Annotated in this window: 25 protein-coding genes and 1 other annotated feature; of the genes, 20 read left to right on the top strand and 5 right to left on the bottom strand. The window is 36.0% G+C overall.

From position 1 onward, the window contains the following. The first annotated feature begins 24 nt into the window (after positions 1 to 24). Together AM499_RS18365 and AM499_RS18370 are read left to right on the top strand one after the other, a co-directional pair. Positions 25 to 1,239: an MFS transporter gene (locus tag AM499_RS18365; RefSeq protein WP_197275571.1), complete on the top strand. Its 1,215-nt coding sequence runs from the start codon at positions 25 to 27 to the stop codon at positions 1,237 to 1,239. Between the two features lie 41 nt (positions 1,240 to 1,280). After that, positions 1,281 to 1,676 carry an SRPBCC domain-containing protein gene (locus AM499_RS18370; protein WP_231687490.1) on the top strand — a complete coding sequence of 132 codons (396 nt, stop codon included), beginning with the start codon at positions 1,281 to 1,283 and terminating at the stop codon, positions 1,674 to 1,676. Between the two features lie 221 nt (positions 1,677 to 1,897). Here AM499_RS18370 and AM499_RS18375 read toward each other — a convergent pair whose 3' ends face one another. After that, positions 1,898 to 2,584, bottom strand: a complete 687-nt coding sequence (locus AM499_RS18375; RefSeq protein ID WP_053591559.1) for a universal stress protein — start codon at positions 2,582 to 2,584, stop codon at positions 1,898 to 1,900. A gap of 341 nt (positions 2,585 to 2,925) precedes the next feature. Between AM499_RS18375 and AM499_RS18380 the strand changes: the two genes are divergently transcribed. The 7 genes from AM499_RS18380 to AM499_RS18410 are packed head-to-tail and all read left to right on the top strand — an operon-like array spanning position 2,926 to position 8,692. Continuing rightward, positions 2,926 to 5,334 (top strand): Na+/H+ antiporter subunit A, encoded by a 2,409-nt coding sequence (locus AM499_RS18380; protein ID WP_053591560.1) that lies wholly within the window; start codon positions 2,926 to 2,928, stop codon positions 5,332 to 5,334. Then, on the top strand, positions 5,324 to 5,746 hold the full coding sequence (locus AM499_RS18385) for a Na(+)/H(+) antiporter subunit B (RefSeq protein ID WP_053591561.1): 423 nt from the start codon (positions 5,324 to 5,326) through the stop codon (positions 5,744 to 5,746). The genes AM499_RS18380 and AM499_RS18385 overlap by 11 nt, the downstream gene beginning before the upstream one ends. Before the next feature lie 2 nt (positions 5,747 to 5,748). Then, positions 5,749 to 6,087: a Na(+)/H(+) antiporter subunit C gene (locus tag AM499_RS18390; RefSeq protein WP_053591562.1), complete on the top strand. Its 339-nt coding sequence runs from the start codon at positions 5,749 to 5,751 to the stop codon at positions 6,085 to 6,087. Beyond that, positions 6,080 to 7,564: a Na+/H+ antiporter subunit D gene (locus tag AM499_RS18395; protein ID WP_053592281.1), complete on the top strand. Its 1,485-nt coding sequence runs from the start codon at positions 6,080 to 6,082 to the stop codon at positions 7,562 to 7,564. The genes AM499_RS18390 and AM499_RS18395 overlap by 8 nt, the downstream gene beginning before the upstream one ends. Before the next feature lie 18 nt (positions 7,565 to 7,582). After that, positions 7,583 to 8,065 carry a Na+/H+ antiporter subunit E gene (locus tag AM499_RS18400; RefSeq protein WP_053591563.1) on the top strand — a complete coding sequence of 161 codons (483 nt, stop codon included), beginning with the start codon at positions 7,583 to 7,585 and terminating at the stop codon, positions 8,063 to 8,065. Then, a complete protein-coding gene (locus tag AM499_RS18405) occupies positions 8,065 to 8,349 on the top strand; it encodes a Na(+)/H(+) antiporter subunit F1 (protein WP_053591564.1) in 285 nt (94 codons plus the stop codon). Before AM499_RS18400 ends, AM499_RS18405 begins: the two co-directional genes overlap by 1 nt. After that, positions 8,327 to 8,692: a Na+/H+ antiporter subunit G gene (locus AM499_RS18410; RefSeq protein ID WP_082355309.1), complete on the top strand. Its 366-nt coding sequence runs from the start codon at positions 8,327 to 8,329 to the stop codon at positions 8,690 to 8,692. The genes AM499_RS18405 and AM499_RS18410 overlap by 23 nt, the downstream gene beginning before the upstream one ends. A 53-nt stretch (positions 8,693 to 8,745) precedes the next feature. On the opposite strand, the gene AM499_RS18415 is transcribed toward AM499_RS18410, so the two are convergent. Next, complete coding sequence (locus AM499_RS18415; RefSeq protein ID WP_053591565.1) at positions 8,746 to 9,966, bottom strand: MFS transporter; 1,221 nt, start codon at positions 9,964 to 9,966, stop codon at positions 8,746 to 8,748. A 178-nt stretch (positions 9,967 to 10,144) separates the two neighbouring features. Then, positions 10,145 to 10,408, bottom strand: a binding site (T-box leader). Positions 10,409 to 10,645: 237 nt separating this feature from the next. Between AM499_RS18415 and brnQ the strand changes: the two genes are divergently transcribed. After that, positions 10,646 to 11,986, top strand: coding sequence for a branched-chain amino acid transport system II carrier protein (gene brnQ, locus AM499_RS18420; RefSeq protein WP_053591566.1), 1,341 nt, complete (start codon positions 10,646 to 10,648; stop codon positions 11,984 to 11,986). A 44-nt stretch (positions 11,987 to 12,030) separates the two neighbouring features. Here brnQ and AM499_RS18425 read toward each other — a convergent pair whose 3' ends face one another. Both AM499_RS18425 and AM499_RS18430 read right to left on the bottom strand, forming a co-directional pair. Then, the gene (locus tag AM499_RS18425) at positions 12,031 to 12,675 is read right to left on the bottom strand and encodes a GntR family transcriptional regulator (protein WP_053591567.1); all 645 of its coding nucleotides are present in this window, start codon (positions 12,673 to 12,675) and stop codon (positions 12,031 to 12,033) included. A gap of 86 nt (positions 12,676 to 12,761) precedes the next feature. Then, positions 12,762 to 13,388: a YfbR-like 5'-deoxynucleotidase gene (locus tag AM499_RS18430; protein WP_053591568.1), complete on the bottom strand. Its 627-nt coding sequence runs from the start codon at positions 13,386 to 13,388 to the stop codon at positions 12,762 to 12,764. Between the two features lie 119 nt (positions 13,389 to 13,507). Between AM499_RS18430 and AM499_RS18435 the strand changes: the two genes are divergently transcribed. From AM499_RS18435 to AM499_RS18455, 5 genes are all read left to right on the top strand, one after another. Further along, positions 13,508 to 13,969, top strand: a complete 462-nt coding sequence (locus AM499_RS18435) for a hypothetical protein (RefSeq protein WP_053591569.1) — start codon at positions 13,508 to 13,510, stop codon at positions 13,967 to 13,969. Further along, on the top strand, positions 13,959 to 14,417 hold the full coding sequence (locus AM499_RS18440; RefSeq protein WP_053591570.1) for a DinB family protein: 459 nt from the start codon (positions 13,959 to 13,961) through the stop codon (positions 14,415 to 14,417). The genes AM499_RS18435 and AM499_RS18440 overlap by 11 nt, the downstream gene beginning before the upstream one ends. Positions 14,418 to 14,532: 115 nt before the next feature. Further along, positions 14,533 to 15,021, top strand: coding sequence for a TraR/DksA C4-type zinc finger protein (locus tag AM499_RS18445; RefSeq protein ID WP_053591571.1), 489 nt, complete (start codon positions 14,533 to 14,535; stop codon positions 15,019 to 15,021). 97 nt (positions 15,022 to 15,118) lie between these two features. After that, complete coding sequence (locus AM499_RS18450; protein ID WP_053591572.1) at positions 15,119 to 15,508, top strand: thiol-disulfide oxidoreductase DCC family protein; 390 nt, start codon at positions 15,119 to 15,121, stop codon at positions 15,506 to 15,508. A gap of 25 nt (positions 15,509 to 15,533) precedes the next feature. Continuing rightward, the gene (locus AM499_RS18455; protein WP_053591573.1) at positions 15,534 to 16,514 is read left to right on the top strand and encodes an NAD(P)/FAD-dependent oxidoreductase; all 981 of its coding nucleotides are present in this window, start codon (positions 15,534 to 15,536) and stop codon (positions 16,512 to 16,514) included. Between the two features lie 116 nt (positions 16,515 to 16,630). Here AM499_RS18455 and AM499_RS18460 read toward each other — a convergent pair whose 3' ends face one another. Further along, positions 16,631 to 17,005: a nucleotide excision repair endonuclease gene (locus AM499_RS18460; RefSeq protein ID WP_053591574.1), complete on the bottom strand. Its 375-nt coding sequence runs from the start codon at positions 17,003 to 17,005 to the stop codon at positions 16,631 to 16,633. Between the two features lie 144 nt (positions 17,006 to 17,149). Here AM499_RS18460 and AM499_RS18465 point away from each other — a divergent pair, with 144 nt between their 5' ends. The 5 genes from AM499_RS18465 (at position 17,150) to AM499_RS18485 (ending at position 21,051) form a co-directional block, all read left to right on the top strand. Beyond that, entirely contained in the window at positions 17,150 to 17,650 is a 501-nt protein-coding gene (locus AM499_RS18465; RefSeq protein WP_053591575.1) for a DinB family protein, read from the top strand. A gap of 154 nt (positions 17,651 to 17,804) precedes the next feature. Continuing rightward, on the top strand, positions 17,805 to 18,755 hold the full coding sequence (locus tag AM499_RS18470; protein WP_053591576.1) for a dipeptidase: 951 nt from the start codon (positions 17,805 to 17,807) through the stop codon (positions 18,753 to 18,755). Between the two features lie 136 nt (positions 18,756 to 18,891). Beyond that, a complete protein-coding gene (locus AM499_RS18475; RefSeq protein ID WP_053591577.1) occupies positions 18,892 to 19,362 on the top strand; it encodes a hypothetical protein in 471 nt (156 codons plus the stop codon). Between the two features lie 12 nt (positions 19,363 to 19,374). Beyond that, positions 19,375 to 19,752 (top strand): DUF3221 domain-containing protein, encoded by a 378-nt coding sequence (locus tag AM499_RS18480; RefSeq protein ID WP_053591578.1) that lies wholly within the window; start codon positions 19,375 to 19,377, stop codon positions 19,750 to 19,752. A 117-nt stretch (positions 19,753 to 19,869) separates the two neighbouring features. After that, positions 19,870 to 21,051: an MFS transporter gene (locus AM499_RS18485; RefSeq protein ID WP_053591579.1), complete on the top strand. Its 1,182-nt coding sequence runs from the start codon at positions 19,870 to 19,872 to the stop codon at positions 21,049 to 21,051. The last annotated feature ends 28 nt before the right edge of the window (positions 21,052 to 21,079 follow it).

Below are 21,079 nucleotides of genomic sequence, written 5' to 3' on the forward strand. Positions count from 1 at the left end.
AATCTTAGAAAGAATGTGAAAGATATGTTTATAGCTAATGCCTCGCATAAAATGGGAAATCCAGTTTATCCTATTATGTTTGCGATCGGAGTTTGTCATTTGTTTAATGATTCACTACAATCGGTTATTCCAGCAATGTTTCCGGTTTTAGAAGAAGAAAGAGGATTGACGTTTACACAGTTAGGTTTAATATCTTTCATGTTGAATATCGTCGCTTCAGTTTTACAACCGGTAGTAGGTTTTATAAGTGATAAAAAACCTATGCCATATGCACTTCCGCTAGGTATGATAAGTTCCTTTGTTGGGATAGCGGGTATTGCATTTTCTGCGGAATATTGGATGATTCTTGTTTCCGTTGTATTCCTTGGTTTTGGTTCTGCCATATTTCACCCAGAAGGTTCTCGTGTTTCCTTTATGGCTGCTGGTTCTAAAAGAGGGCTATCGCAATCTATTTATCAAGTCGGAGGGAACTCTGGACAAGCTCTTGCTCCATTAATAAGTGCATTTATTCTAGTACCGTTTGGTCAAAAGGGGGCTGCACTTTTCTTAATTGTTGCAGCTATTGGTATTTTTCTATTATCCAGAATTTCTATTTGGTATAAGAAAGAGTTAGAAGTTGAGAAACTTTCTAAAAGGAAAAAAACAATACTTTCTTCTTTGCCACCTCTTTCTAAAAAACAAGTGGGTATAGCACTTACACTTTTAATGATCATTATTTTTGCGAGATCCTTTTACGTAACTAATATGACAAACTTTTATATTTTTCATTTGATGGAAAACTACGATTTATCGATTAAAAAAGGACAGCTTTTTATTTTTATATTCCTTGTGTTAGGAGCAGTTGGGACATTCTTTGGTGGTCCAATGGCAGACAGATTTGGTAGAAAAAACGTCATCTTACTTTCAATGGCTGTTCCAATTCCTTTAAGCCTCATTTTGCCGCATGTCCCAATTTGGGCAGTCGTTTTACTACTAGTAATTATTGGATTCTCCATCATGTTAAGTTTTTCAGTCACTGTCGTTTATGCACAAGAACTTGTACCTAGTAAAATTGGTACTATGGCGGGTTTAACAGTTGGACTTGCCTTTGGTATGGGTGCAATAGGGGCGGTCCTAATAGGTATATTAATGGATAACGTCGGTGTATACACAACGATGATTATCGTTTCAACGCTACCCCTTATCGGATTGGTTGCGCTTGCCTTACCAACAGATCGCAAAATAGCGGTTCAAAAGTAAAGAAGAAATAGGGGGTTCTATTAAAAGAAGGAGAAATTGTAATGAGTGATATGGAAGATATAAGTTCAGTGTGGATTGATGGGGATATAGAAACTGTTTGGGATGCTATAACGGAAGAGAAGAAAATCTCACGATGGTATGTTCCGGGTTCTCTGTGTGAAATACCTAATCTGAAAATAGGGGAGAAAGCGACATTTACGTTAATGCCTAGTGTGCATAATAATCTTTCCGAGAAACTGACGATGCCTTTAACTATTGTAGTTCTAAGAACTTATAAGGAATTTTCTCTTTATTTGAACTCGCAACAAACTCTTCTATCCTTTGTAATAGAAAAGGAAGATAATGGGGCTAGAGTGACGATGAATTCAGGTGGCTTCGATGAGTCATTAGCAAATTTAAAAGCCTTAATAGAAGGTAACGAAATTCCTTTTATTTAGGCTAAGTTATTGATAATTGTTCATTTTATTAGGGCTCATTCTTCGTGCTCATGAGCATCACACATCCTAGAAATGGCCCATGGAAATCTTTTTGCAATTAATAGAATCTTCTTTAATACTTATTTAGAGAAGACAACGGCACTCGCGCCTTGGCAGCCTGCTGCCAGCGCGAATGCCAAAAAGCTCAAAAAAAAGAAACTCATCGGAGTTTCCTTTAAAAATTATTGTTTAATCTTAACATTGCACCCGTCTGGAACTTGAGAGTTGTCTGTTACCAGGTTCTCTTGAATATGGACTTGGTGCATCTTGCTGTTATGCATGAATTTAAAAATCCCATTATCAAAATCTGTACCAATTTCTTTAAAGAAAATACCTTCTTGGCACATGTTTTTAGCACATGTAAAGGATACTTTATAATCATCGCCATCCGCGACCAAATACGCACGTACTCCTTTTTCGAAAATGCCATCTTCCTCGTCTTTGACAGATCGTTCTACGGAAACAACATGGAAATCAACAAAAGGAATTTCACGTAATAACACATTCATAAAAGAGCCCTTTGTAATCTCTTCCCATCTACTTTGGGCAGTTTGTCCAATAATTATTTGGGTTATATTATGTTTATGAGCTACTTCTTTTATAACTTTTGGTGAAGGGCGTTTTTCGTTATCGCGAATGATAAATTCGTCTACTTCTAGTTCTTCAGCTAAATTCTGCCATTGTTCAATATAACTTGATTTCTCGGCATCGAATGCATCGTATGGAAGAGGGTCAACTGTAAGAATATAGAGAGGGCAATCCATTATAGTAGCCATCTTATGACCTCTTCTTATTAAACGTTCGCCATTAGGACCATAGTATACGCAGACCAATATACTCTCATCCATTCTGCCTTTCGTGTGTTTCACGGTAGTCTACACCTCTTTTTCAGCTAAATAATTTTATCTTCTTTCCATTTAATTTCATCTCAAATTGTTTAATCCTCAAGCACTTCAAGTGCGAAAAGCGCTTATTTAGTGTATAATTTACAAAGTATATTCATGCATCCCTCAATTTTTTATATACCATGGCAAGGAATGGGCACAAATCTTTCATTGTACTACACCTCAAAAATCTCCAAAAATACATAAGGACTCCATATGGATTCCTATTATGCTACTAGTTAGTGGTATAGTCAAGCATCTAGTTCAAATGAAATAATTCTGTAAAATTACAATTCTACAAAATTTGTCAAGTAGGAGGTTAAATTTTGTTCCCTGTTAGTTTAATTATTGTTATTCCATTTATTATTGCGGCAATCGTACCGTTTATATATAGGCGATTTACCAAAATTCATGTAGGCTGGTTTGTCCTTTTAGTCCCTATTTTTTTGTTAGTCATGCTTGCTAGGCTAATTCCCTCGATAGCAGGTGGTAAAACATATATCCATACTTATGAATGGATACCTCATTTAGGAATTAATTTCACTACTTATTTAGACGGTTTAAGTATGATATTTGGTTTACTTATAACTGGTGTAGGTAGTTTAGTTATTCTATATTCTATTTTTTATCTTTCATCTAAAGAATCCCTTCAACATTTTTATTGCTACCTACTACTATTCATGGGTGCCATGCTGGGAGTTGTGTTCTCGGACAACTTAATGGTTTTATATGTATTTTGGGAGTTAACAAGTGTTTCTTCTTTCTTATTAATCGCCTTTTGGCATCATCGTAAAGGCTCAAGACAAGGAGCTCAAAAAGCAATGCTTATTACCGTGAGTGGCGGAGTAGCGATGCTTATTGGATTTATAATGCTTCACTCTATGACTGGGACATATAGTATTCGCGAGATTATTTCAAGTCTAAGCGAGATGACAGATCACTCGTTTTTTATACCAGCAATGATTTTGATATTAATAGGGGCGTTTACAAAATCAGCACAGTTTCCATTTCATATTTGGTTACCTGATGCGATGGAAGCTCCAACTCCCGTGAGTGCATACTTACATTCCGCTACAATGGTTAAAGCTGGTATTTACTTAGTAGCCCGTTTTACACCTATTTTTGGTGGAGAACAAGTTTGGTTTTGGGCGGTTAGTGGAGTAGGTATGATTACATTATTTTGGGGTTCTTTGAATGCAATTCGACAAACAGATTTAAAGGCTTTGCTAGCGTATTCAACTGTTAGTCAGCTAGGTCTAATTATGAGTCTTCTCGGCTTAGGGTCGATTGCACTTCATTTGGGGTATTCGAAGGATTCGATTATTTATACGCAAGCAACATTTGCCGCACTTTTTCATATGATCAATCACTCAACCTTTAAGGGTGCTTTGTTCATGGTAGTGGGAATTGTCGATCATGAACTTGGGACCCGTGACATACGAAGGCTTGGTGGGTTAATGGCACTCATGCCGTTTACATTTACGATTGCTGCAATAGGAAGTTTATCGATGGCAGGATTGCCACCTTTTAATGGTTTTTTAAGTAAAGAGATGTTTTTTGCAGCCACAGTAGCTATTACTGATGCTAATGTCTTCTCGCTCGACTCCATAGGTATCATTTTCCCAATCGTAGCGTGGATAGCAAGTGTCTTTACGTTTGTTTATTGTATGATTATCATTTTTAAAACATTTTTAGGACCAGCTCAACCAGAAAAGTTAGACAAACCAATTCATGAAGCACCTATAGGAATGCTTATTTCTCCATTTATATTAGTTGCATTTGTGGTAGGTATATTCTTATTCCCTAATTTACTAGGTGAATATATACTACGTCCAGCGATGTTTAGTGTATATCCGACATTCGCGGAGGCGGAAAGCCTCACTCCGAAAATTTCTGCCTGGCATGGAATTAAACCAGAATTACTTATGACGATTGGTGTTATTTTGGTAGGGGCAATACTGTATTATCGACTAAAAAGTTGGAAGCCAATATACAGCTTATTTTCTCAAAAATACACATTTAATGCGTTTTATAATAGGTTGCTTGCAGACAGTGAAGTAAGTTCTACATTAACAACGAAGTCTTATATGACTGGATTTTTGAGAGATTATTTAGTTTATATTTATTTGTTCTTTATAGTAACTTCAGGTGGCTTTTTATTATTTTCATCAGCATTTTCGTTTAGCACTGCTAACAATGCTCCAATTCGAGTGTATGAAGGTATACTTGTTGGCGTAATGGCGATTGCTGCAGTTGCAATGATATTTGCGAAATCTCGTGTGACAGCAGTTCTTTTGAATGGTGTTTTGGGTTACGCTATCTCTATCTTTTTCGTTATATTCCGTGCTCCAGATTTGGCGCTAACCCAGCTTGTTGTAGAATCTGTCACTACGGCTTTATTTCTTTTGGCATTTTCTCATTTACCGGATTGGAAGAAAGAGAAATCATCATCCAATAACAAGATGATTAATGCAATCATCTCGATTGCTGTTGGGGCATTTGTCATGCTAATAGGTTTTTCAGTCATCAATTACAATTCATTTGCATCGATATCGGTATTTTTTGAAAATGCTTATGAACTAGCTGGTGGAGCAAATATTGTGAATGCCATTTTAGGGGATTTCCGTGCATTTGATACGATGTTAGAGGTTGTTGTACTCTTTATTGCCGGCTTAGGAGTTTATACTCTCATTAAGTTACGAGCAAAGAAGGGGGCAGAAGACATTGAAGATTAATGATGTTATTTTACGGACAGTTACTAGAATTGTTGTGTTTATTATACTGACATTCGGTGTGTATTTGTTTTTGTCTGGTCATAATAAACCTGGTGGTGGATTTATAGGTGGCTTAGTGCTTGGTTCTGCTATCGTGCTACTTTATTTAACACATGATATAGCATCGATCAGCAAGAGTCTTCCCTTTGATTTTAAACTAGTAGCTGCCTTAGGTGTGTTAATGGCAACTTCTACAGGGTTTGGTTCTATAATTTTGGGTGTGCCTTTTTTATCGCAGTCTTTTGGCTACTTTGATCTCCCTATCTTTGGGAAAACAGAGCTCACCACAGTGACTATTTTCGAGGCTGGTGTGGCATTAACCGTTGTCGGAGTAGTTGTAACAATTATTTTGAGTATAAGTGAGGATGAGTAGAGATGGAAACGTTAATTATGATATTAATCGGAATACTAACAGCCGTTGGAACCTATTTGATCCTCTCTAGAAATATTATTCGAGTAATTTTAGGGACCGCTGTTCTGTCTCATGCAGTTCATTTGTTGATCTTAACAATTGGAGGCTTAAAAAAAGGTAATGTACCTTTACTGAAGCAGGCAGACGCTCCTTATACAGATGCTCTCCCACAAGCATTGATTTTAACTGCTATTGTTATAAGCTTTGCGGTGACAGCCTTTTTACTTGTTTTAGCTTATCGATCTTATCAAGTAAATAGGCAGGATGATCTTCATGCATTGCGAGGAACAAATGATGAATAATTTAATTGTTTTGCCGTTAATCATTCCGATTATGGTGGGAGTGATACTCGTATTTCTACGTTCGTATATACGTTTACAGAGAATCATTAGTTTGTTAGCAATGATTGGAGTGGCGTGTGTTAGTGTCTTTGTTTTAAATACCATTCAATCGGAAGGTATTCTGCGGTTAGATTTTGGTGGTTGGGAGCCTCCATTTGGGATACTTTTTGTCGCAGATTCTTTTTCCATGTTACTAGTATTAACAGCAAGTATTGTAACAGCAATCTGTTTAATTTATGCCTTTTCTTCAATCGGAGAAAGACATGAGAAAATGTTTTTCTACCCATTTGTCTTATTTTTAGTAGCAGGGGTAAATGGTTCTTTGTTGACTGGTGATATGTTTAACTTATTCGTTTGTTTCGAAGTGATGCTTTTAGCCTCTTATGCGCTTATAACGCTTGGAGGGGAAAAGGTACAATTAAGAGAATCGATTAAGTACGTGGTCATAAACGTGGTTGCATCTTGGTTCTTCTTAGTAGCATTAGCTTTTCTATATGGCACAACTGGAACTTTAAATATGGCTCATTTAGCAGAAAGAGTAGCGGAAGCAGGACAAGATCCATTACTTACAACGATAGCCATCGTCTTTTTGCTAGTGTTTAGCTTAAAGGCAGGATTGTTATTATTCTATTGGCTTCCAGGTTCTTATAGTGTTCCTCCGACTGCAGTAGCCGCACTTTTTGGAGCTTTACTAACGAAGGTAGGAATATATGCATTGTTCCGTACTTTTACGCTGATTTTTTATCATGAACCAGATGTTACGCATAGTTTAATCGGTGTAATGGCAGGAATCACTATTGTGGCAGGTTGTATGGGAGCGATTGCGTTCAAGGATGTGCGTCAAATTGTTGCTTATAATGTAGTCATTGCAGTTGGATTTATTTTAATTGGACTAGCAGTTGCGACACCCGCTTCGATTGAAGGATCTATTTATTACATTATCCACGATATGATTGCAAAGGCTATGTTATTTTTACTTGTCGGTACGATGATTCTACTTACTGGAAAAAATAAAATAGATGAGATAAGTGGTCTTATTCGGAACTATCCGATGTTTGGGTGGCTATTTTTCATCGTTACATTGTCTCTTACAGGAATACCTCCACTAAGTGGTTTTGTTGGGAAAATACTGGTAGGGCAAGGAGCAGTGGAAGCAGGTTCATATATTTTATTGGCTTTAGCTTTTATATCTAGTATTGTGGTGTTGTATTCACTACTTCGCATATTTTTAAACTCCTTCTTCGGTGAAACAATTATTAGTTTAGGAGAAGAAATGCCACTTAAGAAAGGATTGCTAATTCCAATTGTTTTATTAGCCATTGGAACAGCTTCACTAGGACTTGGGGCAGAATTTATATCTACCTATGTAAGTGATGCTGCAAAAACTCTTGTCAATCCCGCTATCTATATTGAAGCGGTTTTAGGTGGAGAAAAGTAGAGGAAGAGGTGAATATACATGCCTGCACAGTTTTTACTTAATTTGTTTATCGCGTTTTTATGGATGTTATTACAGGATGAAGATGAGCTAAGAATTACAACCTTTATCGCTGGTTTCCTTGTAGGGATAGGGATTATCTTTTTAATGCATCGTTTTTTTGGTACGCAATTCTACTTAAGAAGATTAGTTTCTATATTAAAACTTATATTTATCTTTATATCAGAGCTAACGTTTTCAAGCATTTTAATTATTAAACAAATATTAAATCCTAGACATAAAATTAAACCTGGGATTTTCACTTATAAAACTGAACTACGAGGTGACTGGGAAATCACAGCACTCGCCATGTTATTAACACTTACTCCAGGTTCTGTCGTAATGGAAGTAAATCCTGAAGGTGATATGTTTTATATTCATGCGATGGATATTGAGAAATCAAAAGAAGATGTATTAAGATCAATTGAGCGATTTGAAAAAGCGATTATGGAGGTGACACGTTGATGATAGAGATGATTCTTTTAGTTGCACTCGCCTTTTTTGCCATTTCCATATCGATTGCTCTTTTTCGAATGATTAAAGGGCCAACGATGCCAGACCGTGCAATAGCTTTAGATATGATTGGTGTCAATCTTCTATCTTCGATTGCTGTTATTTCGATGGTATTAAAAACAATGGCCTTTTTAGAGGCGATTCTTATTTTAGGTATTCTTGCTTTTATTAGTACAATTGCATTCTCGAAGTACATCGAAAGGGGGATTATCGTTGAGCGCAAGTCAGATAATTGAACTTGGTGCAGCTATATTAATCTTATTAGCTAGTATTATGAGTGTTATTAGTGCTTTTGGTATTATAACTCTCCCTGATATTTATACCCGTTCACATGCGGCTACTAAGAGCTCTACGTTAGCTGTATTATTATCCCTTTCTGGAGCGTTTGTTTATTTTTGGGTACATGATGCATTTATTAGCGTAAGGTTAATTTTAGGGATTATATTTGTTTTTTTAACAGCACCTGTCTCGGGGCATCTCATAACTCGTGCGGCGTATCGTTCAGGAGTGAAACTTTCTAATTCTTCAGCGGAGGACGAATTGAAGGAAGTTTTATTTCCAGAAGAGAAAAGTAAGTAAATCAACACCTTCCAAGATTTAGCTTGGAAGGTGTTTTTTTATAAAACTATTCCTTATTCATTGTAATATTCCCTTTTAGAAGGAGCTGTACTTAAAAACAATAATAGAACGGTTAGGGCTAACATTAGTAATGAACCACAAATTACGACGAACTGGATGGAGACGAGTTCTGCTGTAATCCCAATAACTATTGTACTTAAAATAATGAAGAATGCTTCAATTAACCCGTATATACTGCCAACTCTGCCCATCATATTTACTGGGATATTATTTTGATAAAACGTATGAAATCCTGTATTAGCGAATGCTAGAGAAAAGGCAAGGATAAAAAAACCTATGCCTGCTACTAAAAAGGAGCTCGAAAAAGCATATACAATATAACCAATTGAAACAATTAAAGAACCAACGCCAATTAAAATAAACGTCCTCAGCATTCTTACAAATATGGAGTTCACTATAGCCCCTGTAATAATACCCGCCCCTGCAATACTTACAAGAAAACCATACTCCGTGTTCGATAAGGAAAGTACTGATTTCGCAAATGCAGCTTCCTGAGAGTCCAAAGATGTCGCCATTACCATCACACAACTAAACAAAAAGTAAATGCCCATAATATAAGGAAAATGCCGACTGAAGTTTAAAACAATACTCCAATCTTTTTTTATTACCGCCCATGTAAAATGATCATCTGCTTGGGCAATCGCCTGATACCTTTCCAAATTAGGCATAAATAAAGTAACGATACCTGATAATAGGAGGGCAGTCGCGTTAATAAAAATTGCTACTGTGGGTGTGCCTAGTAAAAATAGAATTCCAGCTATCGCTGGTCCTATCAAAAAAGCTCCAGAATCTATTAAGCTTCGCAGCGAATTAAATCGTTTTCTTTGTTCAACTGGTATTAACTTTGTAACATAGGTCATAGATGTTGGTTCAAACATAGAACTTGCCATATTGATTATAAAGACAAGGAAATATATTAGCCAAATGTCTGAAACAAATGGCAGAAATGCTATAAACATTGCTCGAAATAGATCAAGCACTATCATTAAATTTCTTTTATTGATTCGATCAATTACACTACCTGCCCAACTATTCGTAAACAAGGTAGCCAGAGGTTTAACAATATAAAGTCCGGCAACAGCAAGAGGGGAGTTCGTCATATCCAACACGATTAAATTAAGTGCAATTAAATAGACCCATGCACCAAGATTAGAAATGCCAATTCCCACTAATAATATAAATGGGTACTTCCATGATGAGTATAATTTATTCATTGTCCTGTTATACTCCTTTCTCAATTAAATGGCTTTTTAAACTTTGCTGTTAATAGTTAAAATCATACGGGGATTATACGAATCTATTTGCAATTTGCACGTCCGCATGAGCCACTATAGTAACAGAGCATTTATTAAAAAACTGCAAATAAAAAAATCCCACCCCCAAGACAAATGTCTTAGGGACGAGATTTAGAAAGTCGTGGTACCACCCTAGTTTATTAATATGTCACCATATTAATCTTAATCGGTACGGCAAATAAACTACGATTTGCGTATACCTGAGCCCGATAACGGGAGCTCCCGTCACACCATCTCCTATTAGCAGGGTCCTTTGTGATGCTCCGAGACTTGGTTCAATAAATAATTCTTACTCCTTTTCAGCACCCGGAGCTCTCTTCAAAAGAATTGATCGATCTACTCTTCTCTTCATCGCATATAAATTTTACCAATAGTAACATGATTCAGGTAATTATGTAAATAATATTATTATAATTACGACAATTTTCTATATATTTCGTCTGATATATTGCATTCTGCGTCAATACATAGTATTATCAGGTCTGATATATTTGCAGGCTGAAGAAATGATAAAAATCATTTATGCAAATTCATCTAAGAAAATACACAAGCTAAAACAAAAATGATTTTGTTTATCATTACAGGAGGCAGAATAATTATGGATAAAAAATTATCATTCTCCAATCATCTTGTTATTGGAGTAATGTTGTTTGCACTATTCTTTGGAGCAGGAAATCTAATTTTCCCAGCAAGTTTAGGTCAGAACGCAGGAACGAATGTATGGCCAGCGGTAATTGGATTTTTGGCAACGGGAATTGGATTACCTTTCCTAGGTACGCTTGCAATGGGATTCTCAGGAAGTAAAAATCTACAAGAGTTATCAAGTAGAGTAAATCCTATTTTCGCTGTTATTTTTACCTCTTTGTTGTATTTAACTATAGGACCTTTCTTCGCTTTGCCAAGAACAGGAGCCGTTTCTTATGAAATTGGAATTCAACCGTTTATAGATGCTGACTATGCACAAATTGGATTACTCGTATTTACAATACTTTTCTTTGGAATTACATTATTATTTTCTCTTAATCCTTCGAAAATTGTAGATAATGTAGGGAAATATTTATCACCGGGAATAATTATTGGGTTATTTATCTTATTACTCTTTGTTGTTTTGAAGCCTATGGGTGGGTTTGAAGCTCCTCAAGGAAGTTATGTGGATAATGCATTTATGACCGGCTTTACAGAGGGATACAATACAATGGATGCTTTAGCTTCACTTGTATTTGGTATTATCGTGATCAATGCAGTTCGTTCCATGGGAGTTAATTCGACAAAAGGAATTATATCTGCAACAGCTAAGTCTGGTGGAATTGCTGTATTCTTTTTAGGCGTTATATATGCAGGGATTGCTTATTTAGGTGCAACAAGTACAAGTCTTTTTGGATTGTTTGATAATGGTGGTCCCGTTTTAAGTAGCGCTTCTGAGCATTACTTCGGTTCATTTGGAGCAGTGCTTTTATCTGTTATTATTTTCTTAGCATGTTTGACAACTAGTATTGGTTTAACAACTGCATGTGGGGAGTATTTTCATACGTTGATGCCGAAAATTAGTTATAAGGCATTTGTCATATTCTTTAGTGTGTTTACATGTATTATTGCTAACTTTGGATTATCAAACATCATTACATATTCAATTCCTGTATTGATGCTGCTATATCCATTAGCAATTGTAATGATCTTGTTGACATTCATTTCACCGTTATTTAATCACGCAAGAATTGTTTATGTAAGTGTTGTACTCATAACGTTTTTAATTAGTGTTATTGACGGTTTTAAAGCATTATGTGATTCACTAGGCATTGATTATTTTGGATGGATGAAACCAATCGTATCATTATATGAGAATTATTTGCCGTTCTATAGTGTAGGTTTGGGCTGGTTAATTCCTTTCATAGTTGTAACTCTTATAACTGGCATAATTGCAAAAATGCAAAAAACATAAAAATAACAAGCCCATTTACTTAATGTAAATGGGCTTGTTTTCTATTAAAATTCTTCTATAGTATAAATCCAATTTGCGCGCATAACTTCTGTTACTTTTTTTGTGTCCTTTTCTCTAAGAAAACGAATTATTTCAGCGTGTTGTTCTACGGAATACTCTCTAAGATTAATTTTTTCATAATAGAACAATCTTCGCACATGTGCTTGAAGCATTTCTATCATAGAAAGTATGTATGGATTATTGGCACTATCCACAATAATCTGGTGGAACTCTTCGTCTACTTTCAATGCAGTGGTAAATTCCTTTGTCCGAAGCGCATCCGCGAATTGCTTGTTCTTTTCTTCTAGTAATTCAAGTATGCTCTCATCCATATTAGGAATAGAGAGTTCGGCTGCAAGCGCTTGCAATACTGCTAATGGTGGTAAAAGATTATTAATGTCGTCTGTTTCTACTGCAGTTACTTGCGTAGCTCTTCCTGGTTGCATGGTGACAAAGCCTTGTGATTCTAAGAGCTGAAGTGATTCACGAATGGGAGTTCGACTAACTCCCAGTGCCTGTGCAAGCTCGATATCATTTAATTTTTCTTCTGGTTGTAATGTACCATCGATAATCCATTGCTGTAATTGATTAAAAGCATGAAGTTTTGCGGTAGTTCTTACAGGTTTTGTATGATTAACTGGTATCGGCATGTGACAACCCTCCTTCAAAAATCTTAATAGTTAACAAAATTATACACTATATTATACAGTATATCGCATTTATTGTTAAAAAAGTTTTATTCCATCAAAATTTTTAAGGTAAGAGCTCTCACATCAATTACAGATTCTTCCTCCATAATGTCTTGTAACATAACTTCTTTGAAGTAATTAACACTTTTTTCTAAAGGCATATGAACTATTTTTCTTAAAGCATTATCGTACATTTTTAAAAACTCAATATCCGTATTTCCGCGTTGTAATTCTGCAAAAGCTTCATACACTTGATCGAGTTTATCAGCAAGTTCAAGTAGTCTGCCTTCAATGGTTTCGTCTTTTCCTTCTTTCATTCGGTCGAAAAAGACAGGTTGGAATTCCTCTGGAATTTCATCTAAAATAAATTTCTCCATCATTTTTTCTTCTACATGAGAAAGCATCTGTTTAAGTTCTGGGGAAGCATGCTTTACTGGAGTTTTAATATCCCCGATAAAAATTTCAGCAAAGTCATGATTAATCGTTTTTTCATAAAGTGACTTCCAGTTAATAGTCGCTCCATTGTTCTCTTCGATTGTTGCAAAAAACATCGCGTATTGAGAAACCTTCCATGAATGTGCAGCAACATTATGATCCTCGAACTTAAAACGTCCTGGGGCACGTATAATTCTTTCTAAATCGTTCATGCTCATAAAAAACTTATGAATACCCATTCACAATCACTCCTTTTTATTATCATACTTGAAAATTCGAAAATATTGTAATGAAAGCATAATTGTAAGATAACCAAAAAATAAGGTACTATGAATGTAAAATGAAAGAAGGATTAACAATGACTGAAATTCAACCAGTGCTAAAGAAGCTACAATGGAAAGAAACAGGAAAAGCAGTGCTCATTTTAAATGCCCCATCTTCTTATAATGAGGTTTTAACTGCTTTTGAAGGAAGAGTAGATAAAAAAGTGGAAGAAGAAAATTATGGGTTTATTCAAGTGTTTGGAACTTCCAACGAAGAGATAGTTAACCTTTCTAAATCAGTTGTTGATTTTCTTGAAGAAGATGGTCTTTTATGGTTATGTTATCCTAAAAAATCTTCCAAAGTATATAAAGGCTCAGATTGTAGCAGAGATACTGTTGCACGAGTGCTTGCCGAAGAAGGTTTTGAACCCGTTCGAAATATTGCAATTGATGAAGATTGGTCAGCACTTAGGTTTCGTAAGGTAGAAAATATTAAAAAGATGGTACGTAAATTCGCTCATACAGAAGTAGGAAAAGAGCGTACAAATGAGCAATGATGCTATAAAACAATTACAATTTATTTCAGAAACAATCTTAGAACTTTTTGAACTAGTGGATGAAGAAATACTGCATAAAAGTCCAGTCGTAAATAAAATGAGTGTATGGGAAGTTTGCATGCATCTCTCCCAAATACCAGGAGCAGATTTGCATATTCAAAAAGGCTATTCGGCACAGCAAATGACGGAGTATTATCAAACAAATATGTCTAAGAATATAGCAGAAGTAAAAAATCGATTTACAACTGGTATTCAAGAACTTCTAATCTATTATGAGAACATAGCTGAAGACGAATTAAAGGAAAGATTCACCACATATTGGGGAAGTGATTATAGTAAGGGTGAATGGTTTATTCAAATTATCAATCATTTGGTGCATCATCGAATGCAATTGTATCAATATTTACTATTACTAAATCAAGAAGTACATATTGTTTTATTTCGTTGAAAAGTGGGAATCCTATTATTAAATAAACGCGAGCGCGAATATCTGCCGATAGGCGAGGCTTTGGGTTTTGGACAGATAATTGATTTTTTATCTGTTAATAAAAGGAGGAGTTCTTATGACGACGAAGTACGATAAATTAAAAGATACATTACTTGAGCGTTTAAACGAATTGGAACATAGTAGAGATAATAATGAGGAGTTTAATACAACGGAGTTATCTTTTTATGATAACCATCCTGCCGATAGTGCAACTGATTTAACGCTTCAACATACTCGTTTGGCAATGCAAAAGCATGAAGAGGATGAAATGCAAGATATAAAAGAAGCACTAGCTGCGATGGAAGAAGGAACATATGGTACTTGCAAAGAATGCTCGAAAGAGATTCCGATGGAAAGATTAGAGGCTGTACCAACTGCTTTAACTTGCGTAGAACATGCAAGACAAGAGGTAAATGAGGATATTCGTCCAGTAGAAGAAGATATTCTGAATTCAACTACTGATCAACCGGTGGAGGATGAAGATCCACGAGTGCGAGATTATTCTAACAGCTTTGAAATATTAGAAGAAGTCGGATCATCGGATACTCCTCAAGATAAACAGTAAAACAAAGGATGTCCTGTAATTTAGGACGTCCTTTTATATGCATATAATTCAACAAAAGTAACCCACTATAGTACACTGAGAGAAAGGAGGTTATCATGTGACTGCTATTGTTTTATTTGATGGGGAGTGTAACTTTTGTGATGCAAGTGTTCAATTTGTCATCACAAGAGATCCCAAAGGATTTTTTCAGTTTGCTGCCTTGCAGAGTGATATAGGAAGGGAACTTAAAATAAAGCATCTTATTCCTGAAAAGCTGAATAGTGTTTTAGTAATTGAAGATAATACAGTATATGATTCCTCCGACGCTGCAATTTTTATATGTAAACATTTAAATGGGCTATGGAAGGTTTTTTATGTTTTTAAGATTATTCCCAAGACATTTAGGGATATTCTGTATAAATTTGTTGCGAATAATCGGTATAAATGGTTTGGCAAAAAAGAAAGCTGTACAATTCCGTCTCCTGAAATGAGAAATCGATTTTTATGAGATAAAAATAGAGGTGCTTAGTACTATGAACAGTGAAATGTATGACGTTACTATTATTGGTGGAGGTCCGACCGGATTATTTGCTTCATTCTATGGAGGACTACGTGGCCTTAAGGTGAAAATAATCGATAGTTTACCGCAGCTTGGTGGACAGTTAATGGAGCTTTATCCTGACAAATATATATACGATATTGGAGGGCTTCCAAAAATTCTAGCTAGAGACTTAATAGCAAACTTGGAGGAACAGGCTGCTTATAGCAATCCAACAATTTGCCTAGAGGAAACGGCAACATCTCTTGAGAGATTCAACGATCATTTTAAATTAACGACGGATAAAGAGGTGCATTTTACCAGAACTATTTTACTTACTTCTGGCATCGGTTCGTTCCAACCTCGTAAATTAAATGTTCCAGGAGCTGCAGAATATGAAGGGAAAAATCTTCACTACAAAGTAAAGAACTTACAGGATTTTAAAGATTCTACTGTACTTGTGTTAGGTGGCGGAGATTCTGCGTTGGATTGGTCCTTAATGCTTGAAGATGTAGCTACTAGCGTAACTATTTGTCATCGCAGAGAGTTTACAGCCCATGAAATGACTGTTCAACAACTGAAAAATTCAAAGGTGCATATAAAGACACCTTTTGGAATTAAAGAATTAGTTGGAGATGGTGATTCCATTCAAGAGGTTGTAATCGTTGCAAAAGATAAATCTGAACAACGAATCCCAGTTGATCATGTCCTTGTCAATTATGGAAATGTAGCATCACTAGGGCCTTTGAAGAATTGGGGTCTCACGATGCAAAAAAATTCGGTAGTTGTGAATGAAAAAATGGAAACGAACATGGAAGGGATATATGCTGCAGGGGATGTTTGCACGCATGATGGGAAAGTAAAACTGATTGCAGTAGGATTTGGAGAAGTACCCATTGCGATTAGTCATATTAAAGCCTTTATTGACCCAAAATCACGTGTTCAACCTCCACATAGTACAAGTGTTTTTGAATAAGGTGATTTGTAGATTTCCAGTAAGCAAAAGAGTAAAGGTTTAAGTAACCAATCCTCTGCTAATGCAATTAAAGAAAATAAAAAACACCAAGAGCAATTATTCTCTTGGTGTTTATATTACTTGTAAAAGACTTTGTCGATATTGTATTTTGCTTTCAGTGTGTTGATGGCATATGTTTCGTATATTTCACGATCCATTGCTTCATCCACTACACATACGCTAATTTTGTAGACCTCGTCACGATGTTTGATCATCGGAGAAACATTGTCTTCAAAATGTTTTTTAATACGTTGTCTAATTTTACGCGCTTTTCCTACGAATAATAGCTCATCGTTTTTGTTATAGAACATGAAGATGCCGCCTTTATCTCGAGGGATTTGGTGAAAGTCGATAAATCCATAAATGGATGGAATTTCTGGCTCTCCCTCTTTGCGCACTTGTTCACGTTGCGTAATAGTTACAGTTGGTTTTGGTAGTTCGATTTTAATCATTCACTCACGTCCTCTTATTGTCTGGCCTTTAGTCTACCATATTCTCTTAGTAATATCTATTCGGAACAAAAATGAATAATAGCAGGATTAAGCTTTAGAAGTATAGAAATAATAATTATAATTAAACATTGGAGGAATGTAGACATGATTAGAAAATTAGAAGACTTTTTAGCAAATTGGAAACATGAGAGTGATTCTACCCTCAAAATACTTGAAACATTAACAGATGACTCTTTAAAACAAAAAGTTTACGATGAGGGCAGAACACTGGGGCAACTTGCTTGGCATCTTGTTGTAACGATCGATGAGATGATTGGAAAAACGGGATTACAATTTACAGCTACACCGCATGACGCACCTAAACCCGAAGCTGCTAAGGAAATAGCCAAGGCATACAAAGATTCAAGTGACGCTATGGTCCGAGCTATAAAAGAACAATGGACAGATGAAACGTTGTTAGAAGAAAAAGATATGTATGGTCAGGTATGGACGATTGCAAATATCCTACAAGTACTAACTTTTCATCAAACACACCATAGAGGTCAAATGACTGTACTTATGCGTCAAGCAGGGCTAGTTATTCCTGGAATGTATGGTCCCTCTAAAGAAGAATGGTTGGCTTTTGCTGGAGAAGCACCGGAGTGAGAGTCTAAGTTTCACATGTAGCGTAATTAGTTACCTATATTAGTTGGCTTGTTGACTCCGAAATCGGCAGTACTACTTCGAACGGAGTTAGTTATTATAAAAGAAAACCGGTAACTCTGTGAAAGGAGTACCGGTTTTCTTTAGGGGGAAAATAATGAAAGTATACGACTTGCATTGTGACGTATTGTATAAATTGGCAAAAGCAGAAACTCCAATATCCTTTGCGAACTCTTCCTTACTTCAAGCAAATAAAGAAGCACTTGAAGCAGGACAGGTAGCACTTCAATTATTTGCTGTGTTTGTGTCAGAAGGCTTTCCTAAAGAAAAGCAATTTATGGAGGCAATTCGCCAAATAGAGTTTTTCTATACGGAAATTGTAGGAAAACATGATAATGTCGTAGCGATTAATAAGTGGGAGCAGCTAGAAATCCTAAAAGAGGGCCAAATCGGTGCTGTCCTTTCATTGGAAGGCCTCGATATGATTGATGGAAATCTTTTGAAATTAAAGTTATTATTATCACACGGAGTTAAATTGGTAGGCCTTACTTGGAATGGAGCAAATGAAGTTGCAGATGGAGCATCGGGAAATTCGGGAACAGGCTTAACCTCTTTTGGAGAAACAGTAGTGGATTTATTAAATGAAGAAAATATTATAATTGATGTTTCTCATTTGAGTGAAAAATCATTTTGGGATGTGTTGCCGAAAGCAAAATGGTTGATGGCGAGCCATTCAAATGCTAGAGCTATATGTGATACGCCAAGAAATTTAACAGATGATCAATTAAAAGCTTTGATTGAAAGAGAATCTCCCATTCATGTTGTGTATTATCCACAATTTATTAACACTTCCAACAAACCTGTAGAAATGGAACACTTGGTTGAGCATATTGATCATATTACTGCACTTGGGGGTAAACATCTGATTGGATTGGGTTCAGATTTTGATGGAATTGGAGAATTTGTTGTAGGGCTGGAAGATGCATCGAAAACACAAAACTTAGTAAAATATTTATTAAAAAGCTATTCAGCGAATGAAGTAGAAGGATTTACTTCTCAAAATTTTGCGAGATTTTTGAAACGAATGGGTAAGGAGGAACAAATGTGAGTGGCTTACCAGATTGGTTTTTTGCTCTTGTCATTGCGGTCGTCATATGTTTTATTCTTTTAGCGGAATGGTGGACGCGTAGAGGATAAGGGATATGCTATACTAGGGTTGAAATTAGAAGAGAAAGAGGTTTCATATGCTAACATTTGAAGAAAAAGAAGTAATCATTCAGGAATTTCCGGAGTTAACTCGTAAGGAAGTATCCATGAAACGAGTGAATTACCATTACGAAGATAGTTTATATGATAAAACAACTGTAATTTATCACCTTCACCCAAATGGTAATGGATTTGTTTATGTAGGAGATCTACCTCAATATACAGCTAAAGAAAAAGGACTTGTGAATATTCGTGAAGTTTCAGCAGATGAATTAAGACAAATGATCAAAGACTCTATTTCTTACTTAGCTACAGAGGAAGAAGAATTTCTCGAGGAAGAAGTAGAAGAAGAGTGGAAAAATAAAGAAAACTCTAAACTAACGTTGTTGCAAGAAGATACGCTATGGAATATCTATCATGGATACAACTTAGAGGATAGCTTTGGTTCGTATGAAGAAGCGACAACTTATCTATTAGAAGAAGGCTTTCGCAGAGTAGGGAAGAAGTAAGGAGGCGTTCCGATGAAAGGTAAATCTACGGTTATACTCCTAGTGGCTGTTCTCCTTTTTGCTATTGGAGCCGCCTTTTATTTTATAACGCAGTTTTTTGAAGATAATCCTACACAGCCTCAGCCAACTGGCTATATTACTGGAGTTATTATAGACATGAACGAGGATGGAGATATATTAGTCGTAAGTGACTTGTCCGTAGAACAGGCTAAAACCCTTTCTGTTCAAGACGCGATTGAACAAGGTAAAGATGCGACCTGGTTTTCTTTAACGATGGATCAACGGAATAAACTAGAGAAATACGATGAAGTAAAGGTCGGGCATGATGCTTTAGCAGAGTCTTATCCAATGCAAGGTGTAGCCAAGACAATTGAGAAGTTAAATGAATAAAGATACAGTAATATAAAGCTACTTGCCCTTCGGTTAGTTTGGGCAAGTAGTTTTCTTGATTATTATTAAAAGCATGTTATTCTTTTACAACAATAATTATATGAAAGTTGGAAATAAATGACGAAGGATCAACGTAAGAAACTGTCTGTATTAATGATTAATATGTTTATAGCGGTTGCAAGTTTTGGTATTATTATTCCGATTCTACCTGCTTATTTAAAGTCCATTGGTCAAGGAGGAACGGCAGCAGGATTAATGATCGCCATATTTGCTGGAGCACAACTTGTAATGTCTCCAATCGCAGGAAAATGGGCAGACAAATATGGTAGGAGGATAATGATAATCGCTGGTTTAAGTGGTTTAGCATTATCTATGTTTGTTTTTTATCTTTCCGATTCCGTAAGTATCTTGTATGTGTCTCGTATTATCGGTGGTGTAGGAGCTGCGCTATTAATTCCGGCGATCTTCGCTTATGTAGCTGATATTACGACAATGGAACAACGTGCAAAAGGGAATAGTTTAATCTCAGCGTCGATGTCGCTTGGTATAGTAATCGGTCCTGGAATCGGAGGATTTTTAGCAGATTTCGGTTTGAAAATTCCACTTCTTATTTCTGCCATCGTTGGTGTTTTGGCAGTAATCTTTTCCATGTTCGTATTGAAAGAAAGTAAAGCGTTAGAAAATGTTGGCTCTCAAAATAAGCCGGAGCCTATGGTAAAAGAGATCGTACAGTCCTTTAAAAAGCCTTACTTTATCCCCCTTGTCATTACACTAGTGATGAGCTTCGGATTAATGGCGTATGAGTCGGTCCTTGGTCTATTTGTAGATAATGAATTTGGTGCCTCTCCTCAAGATATAGCTTGGATGGTGACCGCAACGGGAATTGTCAGTGTTATTGTTCAACTGTTCGCTGTAGATATAGTTGTACGTCGCTTTGGCGAAGCTAATGTATTAAAAATCTTTTTAGGTATCACAGCATTTGGATTTTTCCTTTCCATAGTAGCCTCGAGTTACACGTTTTTCTTTGTAATTACGATGATTATTTTCCTGTCTACTTCTATATTACGTCCGGTCCTTACAACATTGATATCCAAGCTAGCTGGTCAAGAACAGGGATTTGCGATGGGGATGAATAATGCATATATGAGTATAGGAAATGTATTAGGACCACTCCTTGCCGGATTATTGTATGATGTGCATATTATATATCCGTTTGTATTAGGGTTAGTTGTCCTAGTTATTACGATGATTGGATCGATCATGTGGAAGGGTACAAATAAGTTAATATTAGAAGATTAGCTATGTAAATTTAATCATAATTGCTACG

Source organism: Bacillus sp. FJAT-22090, from assembly GCF_001278755.1.
Taxonomy (GTDB): Bacteria; Bacillota; Bacilli; order Bacillales_A; family Planococcaceae; genus Psychrobacillus.

Coding starts and splice junctions, on each gene's coding strand:
- AM499_RS18485 (WP_053591579.1), top strand. CDS start 19,870: ATGACGAAGGATCAACGTAAGAAACTGTCTGTATTAATGATTAATATG.
- AM499_RS18430 (WP_053591568.1), bottom strand. CDS start 13,388: ATGGGTATTCATAAGTTTTTTATGAGCATGAACGATTTAGAAAGAATT.
- AM499_RS18465 (WP_053591575.1), top strand. CDS start 17,150: ATGATTAGAAAATTAGAAGACTTTTTAGCAAATTGGAAACATGAGAGT.
- AM499_RS18370 (WP_231687490.1), top strand. CDS start 1,281: ATGAGTGATATGGAAGATATAAGTTCAGTGTGGATTGATGGGGATATA.
- AM499_RS18390 (WP_053591562.1), top strand. CDS start 5,749: ATGGAAACGTTAATTATGATATTAATCGGAATACTAACAGCCGTTGGA.
- AM499_RS18455 (WP_053591573.1), top strand. CDS start 15,534: ATGAACAGTGAAATGTATGACGTTACTATTATTGGTGGAGGTCCGACC.
- brnQ (WP_053591566.1), top strand. CDS start 10,646: ATGGATAAAAAATTATCATTCTCCAATCATCTTGTTATTGGAGTAATG.
- AM499_RS18435 (WP_053591569.1), top strand. CDS start 13,508: ATGACTGAAATTCAACCAGTGCTAAAGAAGCTACAATGGAAAGAAACA.
- AM499_RS18445 (WP_053591571.1), top strand. CDS start 14,533: ATGACGACGAAGTACGATAAATTAAAAGATACATTACTTGAGCGTTTA.
- AM499_RS18400 (WP_053591563.1), top strand. CDS start 7,583: ATGCCTGCACAGTTTTTACTTAATTTGTTTATCGCGTTTTTATGGATG.
- AM499_RS18365 (WP_197275571.1), top strand. CDS start 25: ATGTTTATAGCTAATGCCTCGCATAAAATGGGAAATCCAGTTTATCCT.
- AM499_RS18460 (WP_053591574.1), bottom strand. CDS start 17,005: ATGATTAAAATCGAACTACCAAAACCAACTGTAACTATTACGCAACGT.
- AM499_RS18395 (WP_053592281.1), top strand. CDS start 6,080: ATGAATAATTTAATTGTTTTGCCGTTAATCATTCCGATTATGGTGGGA.
- AM499_RS18440 (WP_053591570.1), top strand. CDS start 13,959: ATGAGCAATGATGCTATAAAACAATTACAATTTATTTCAGAAACAATC.
- AM499_RS18415 (WP_053591565.1), bottom strand. CDS start 9,966: ATGAATAAATTATACTCATCATGGAAGTACCCATTTATATTATTAGTG.
- AM499_RS18480 (WP_053591578.1), top strand. CDS start 19,375: ATGAAAGGTAAATCTACGGTTATACTCCTAGTGGCTGTTCTCCTTTTT.
- AM499_RS18470 (WP_053591576.1), top strand. CDS start 17,805: ATGAAAGTATACGACTTGCATTGTGACGTATTGTATAAATTGGCAAAA.
- AM499_RS18405 (WP_053591564.1), top strand. CDS start 8,065: ATGATAGAGATGATTCTTTTAGTTGCACTCGCCTTTTTTGCCATTTCC.
- AM499_RS18475 (WP_053591577.1), top strand. CDS start 18,892: ATGCTAACATTTGAAGAAAAAGAAGTAATCATTCAGGAATTTCCGGAG.
- AM499_RS18425 (WP_053591567.1), bottom strand. CDS start 12,675: ATGCCGATACCAGTTAATCATACAAAACCTGTAAGAACTACCGCAAAA.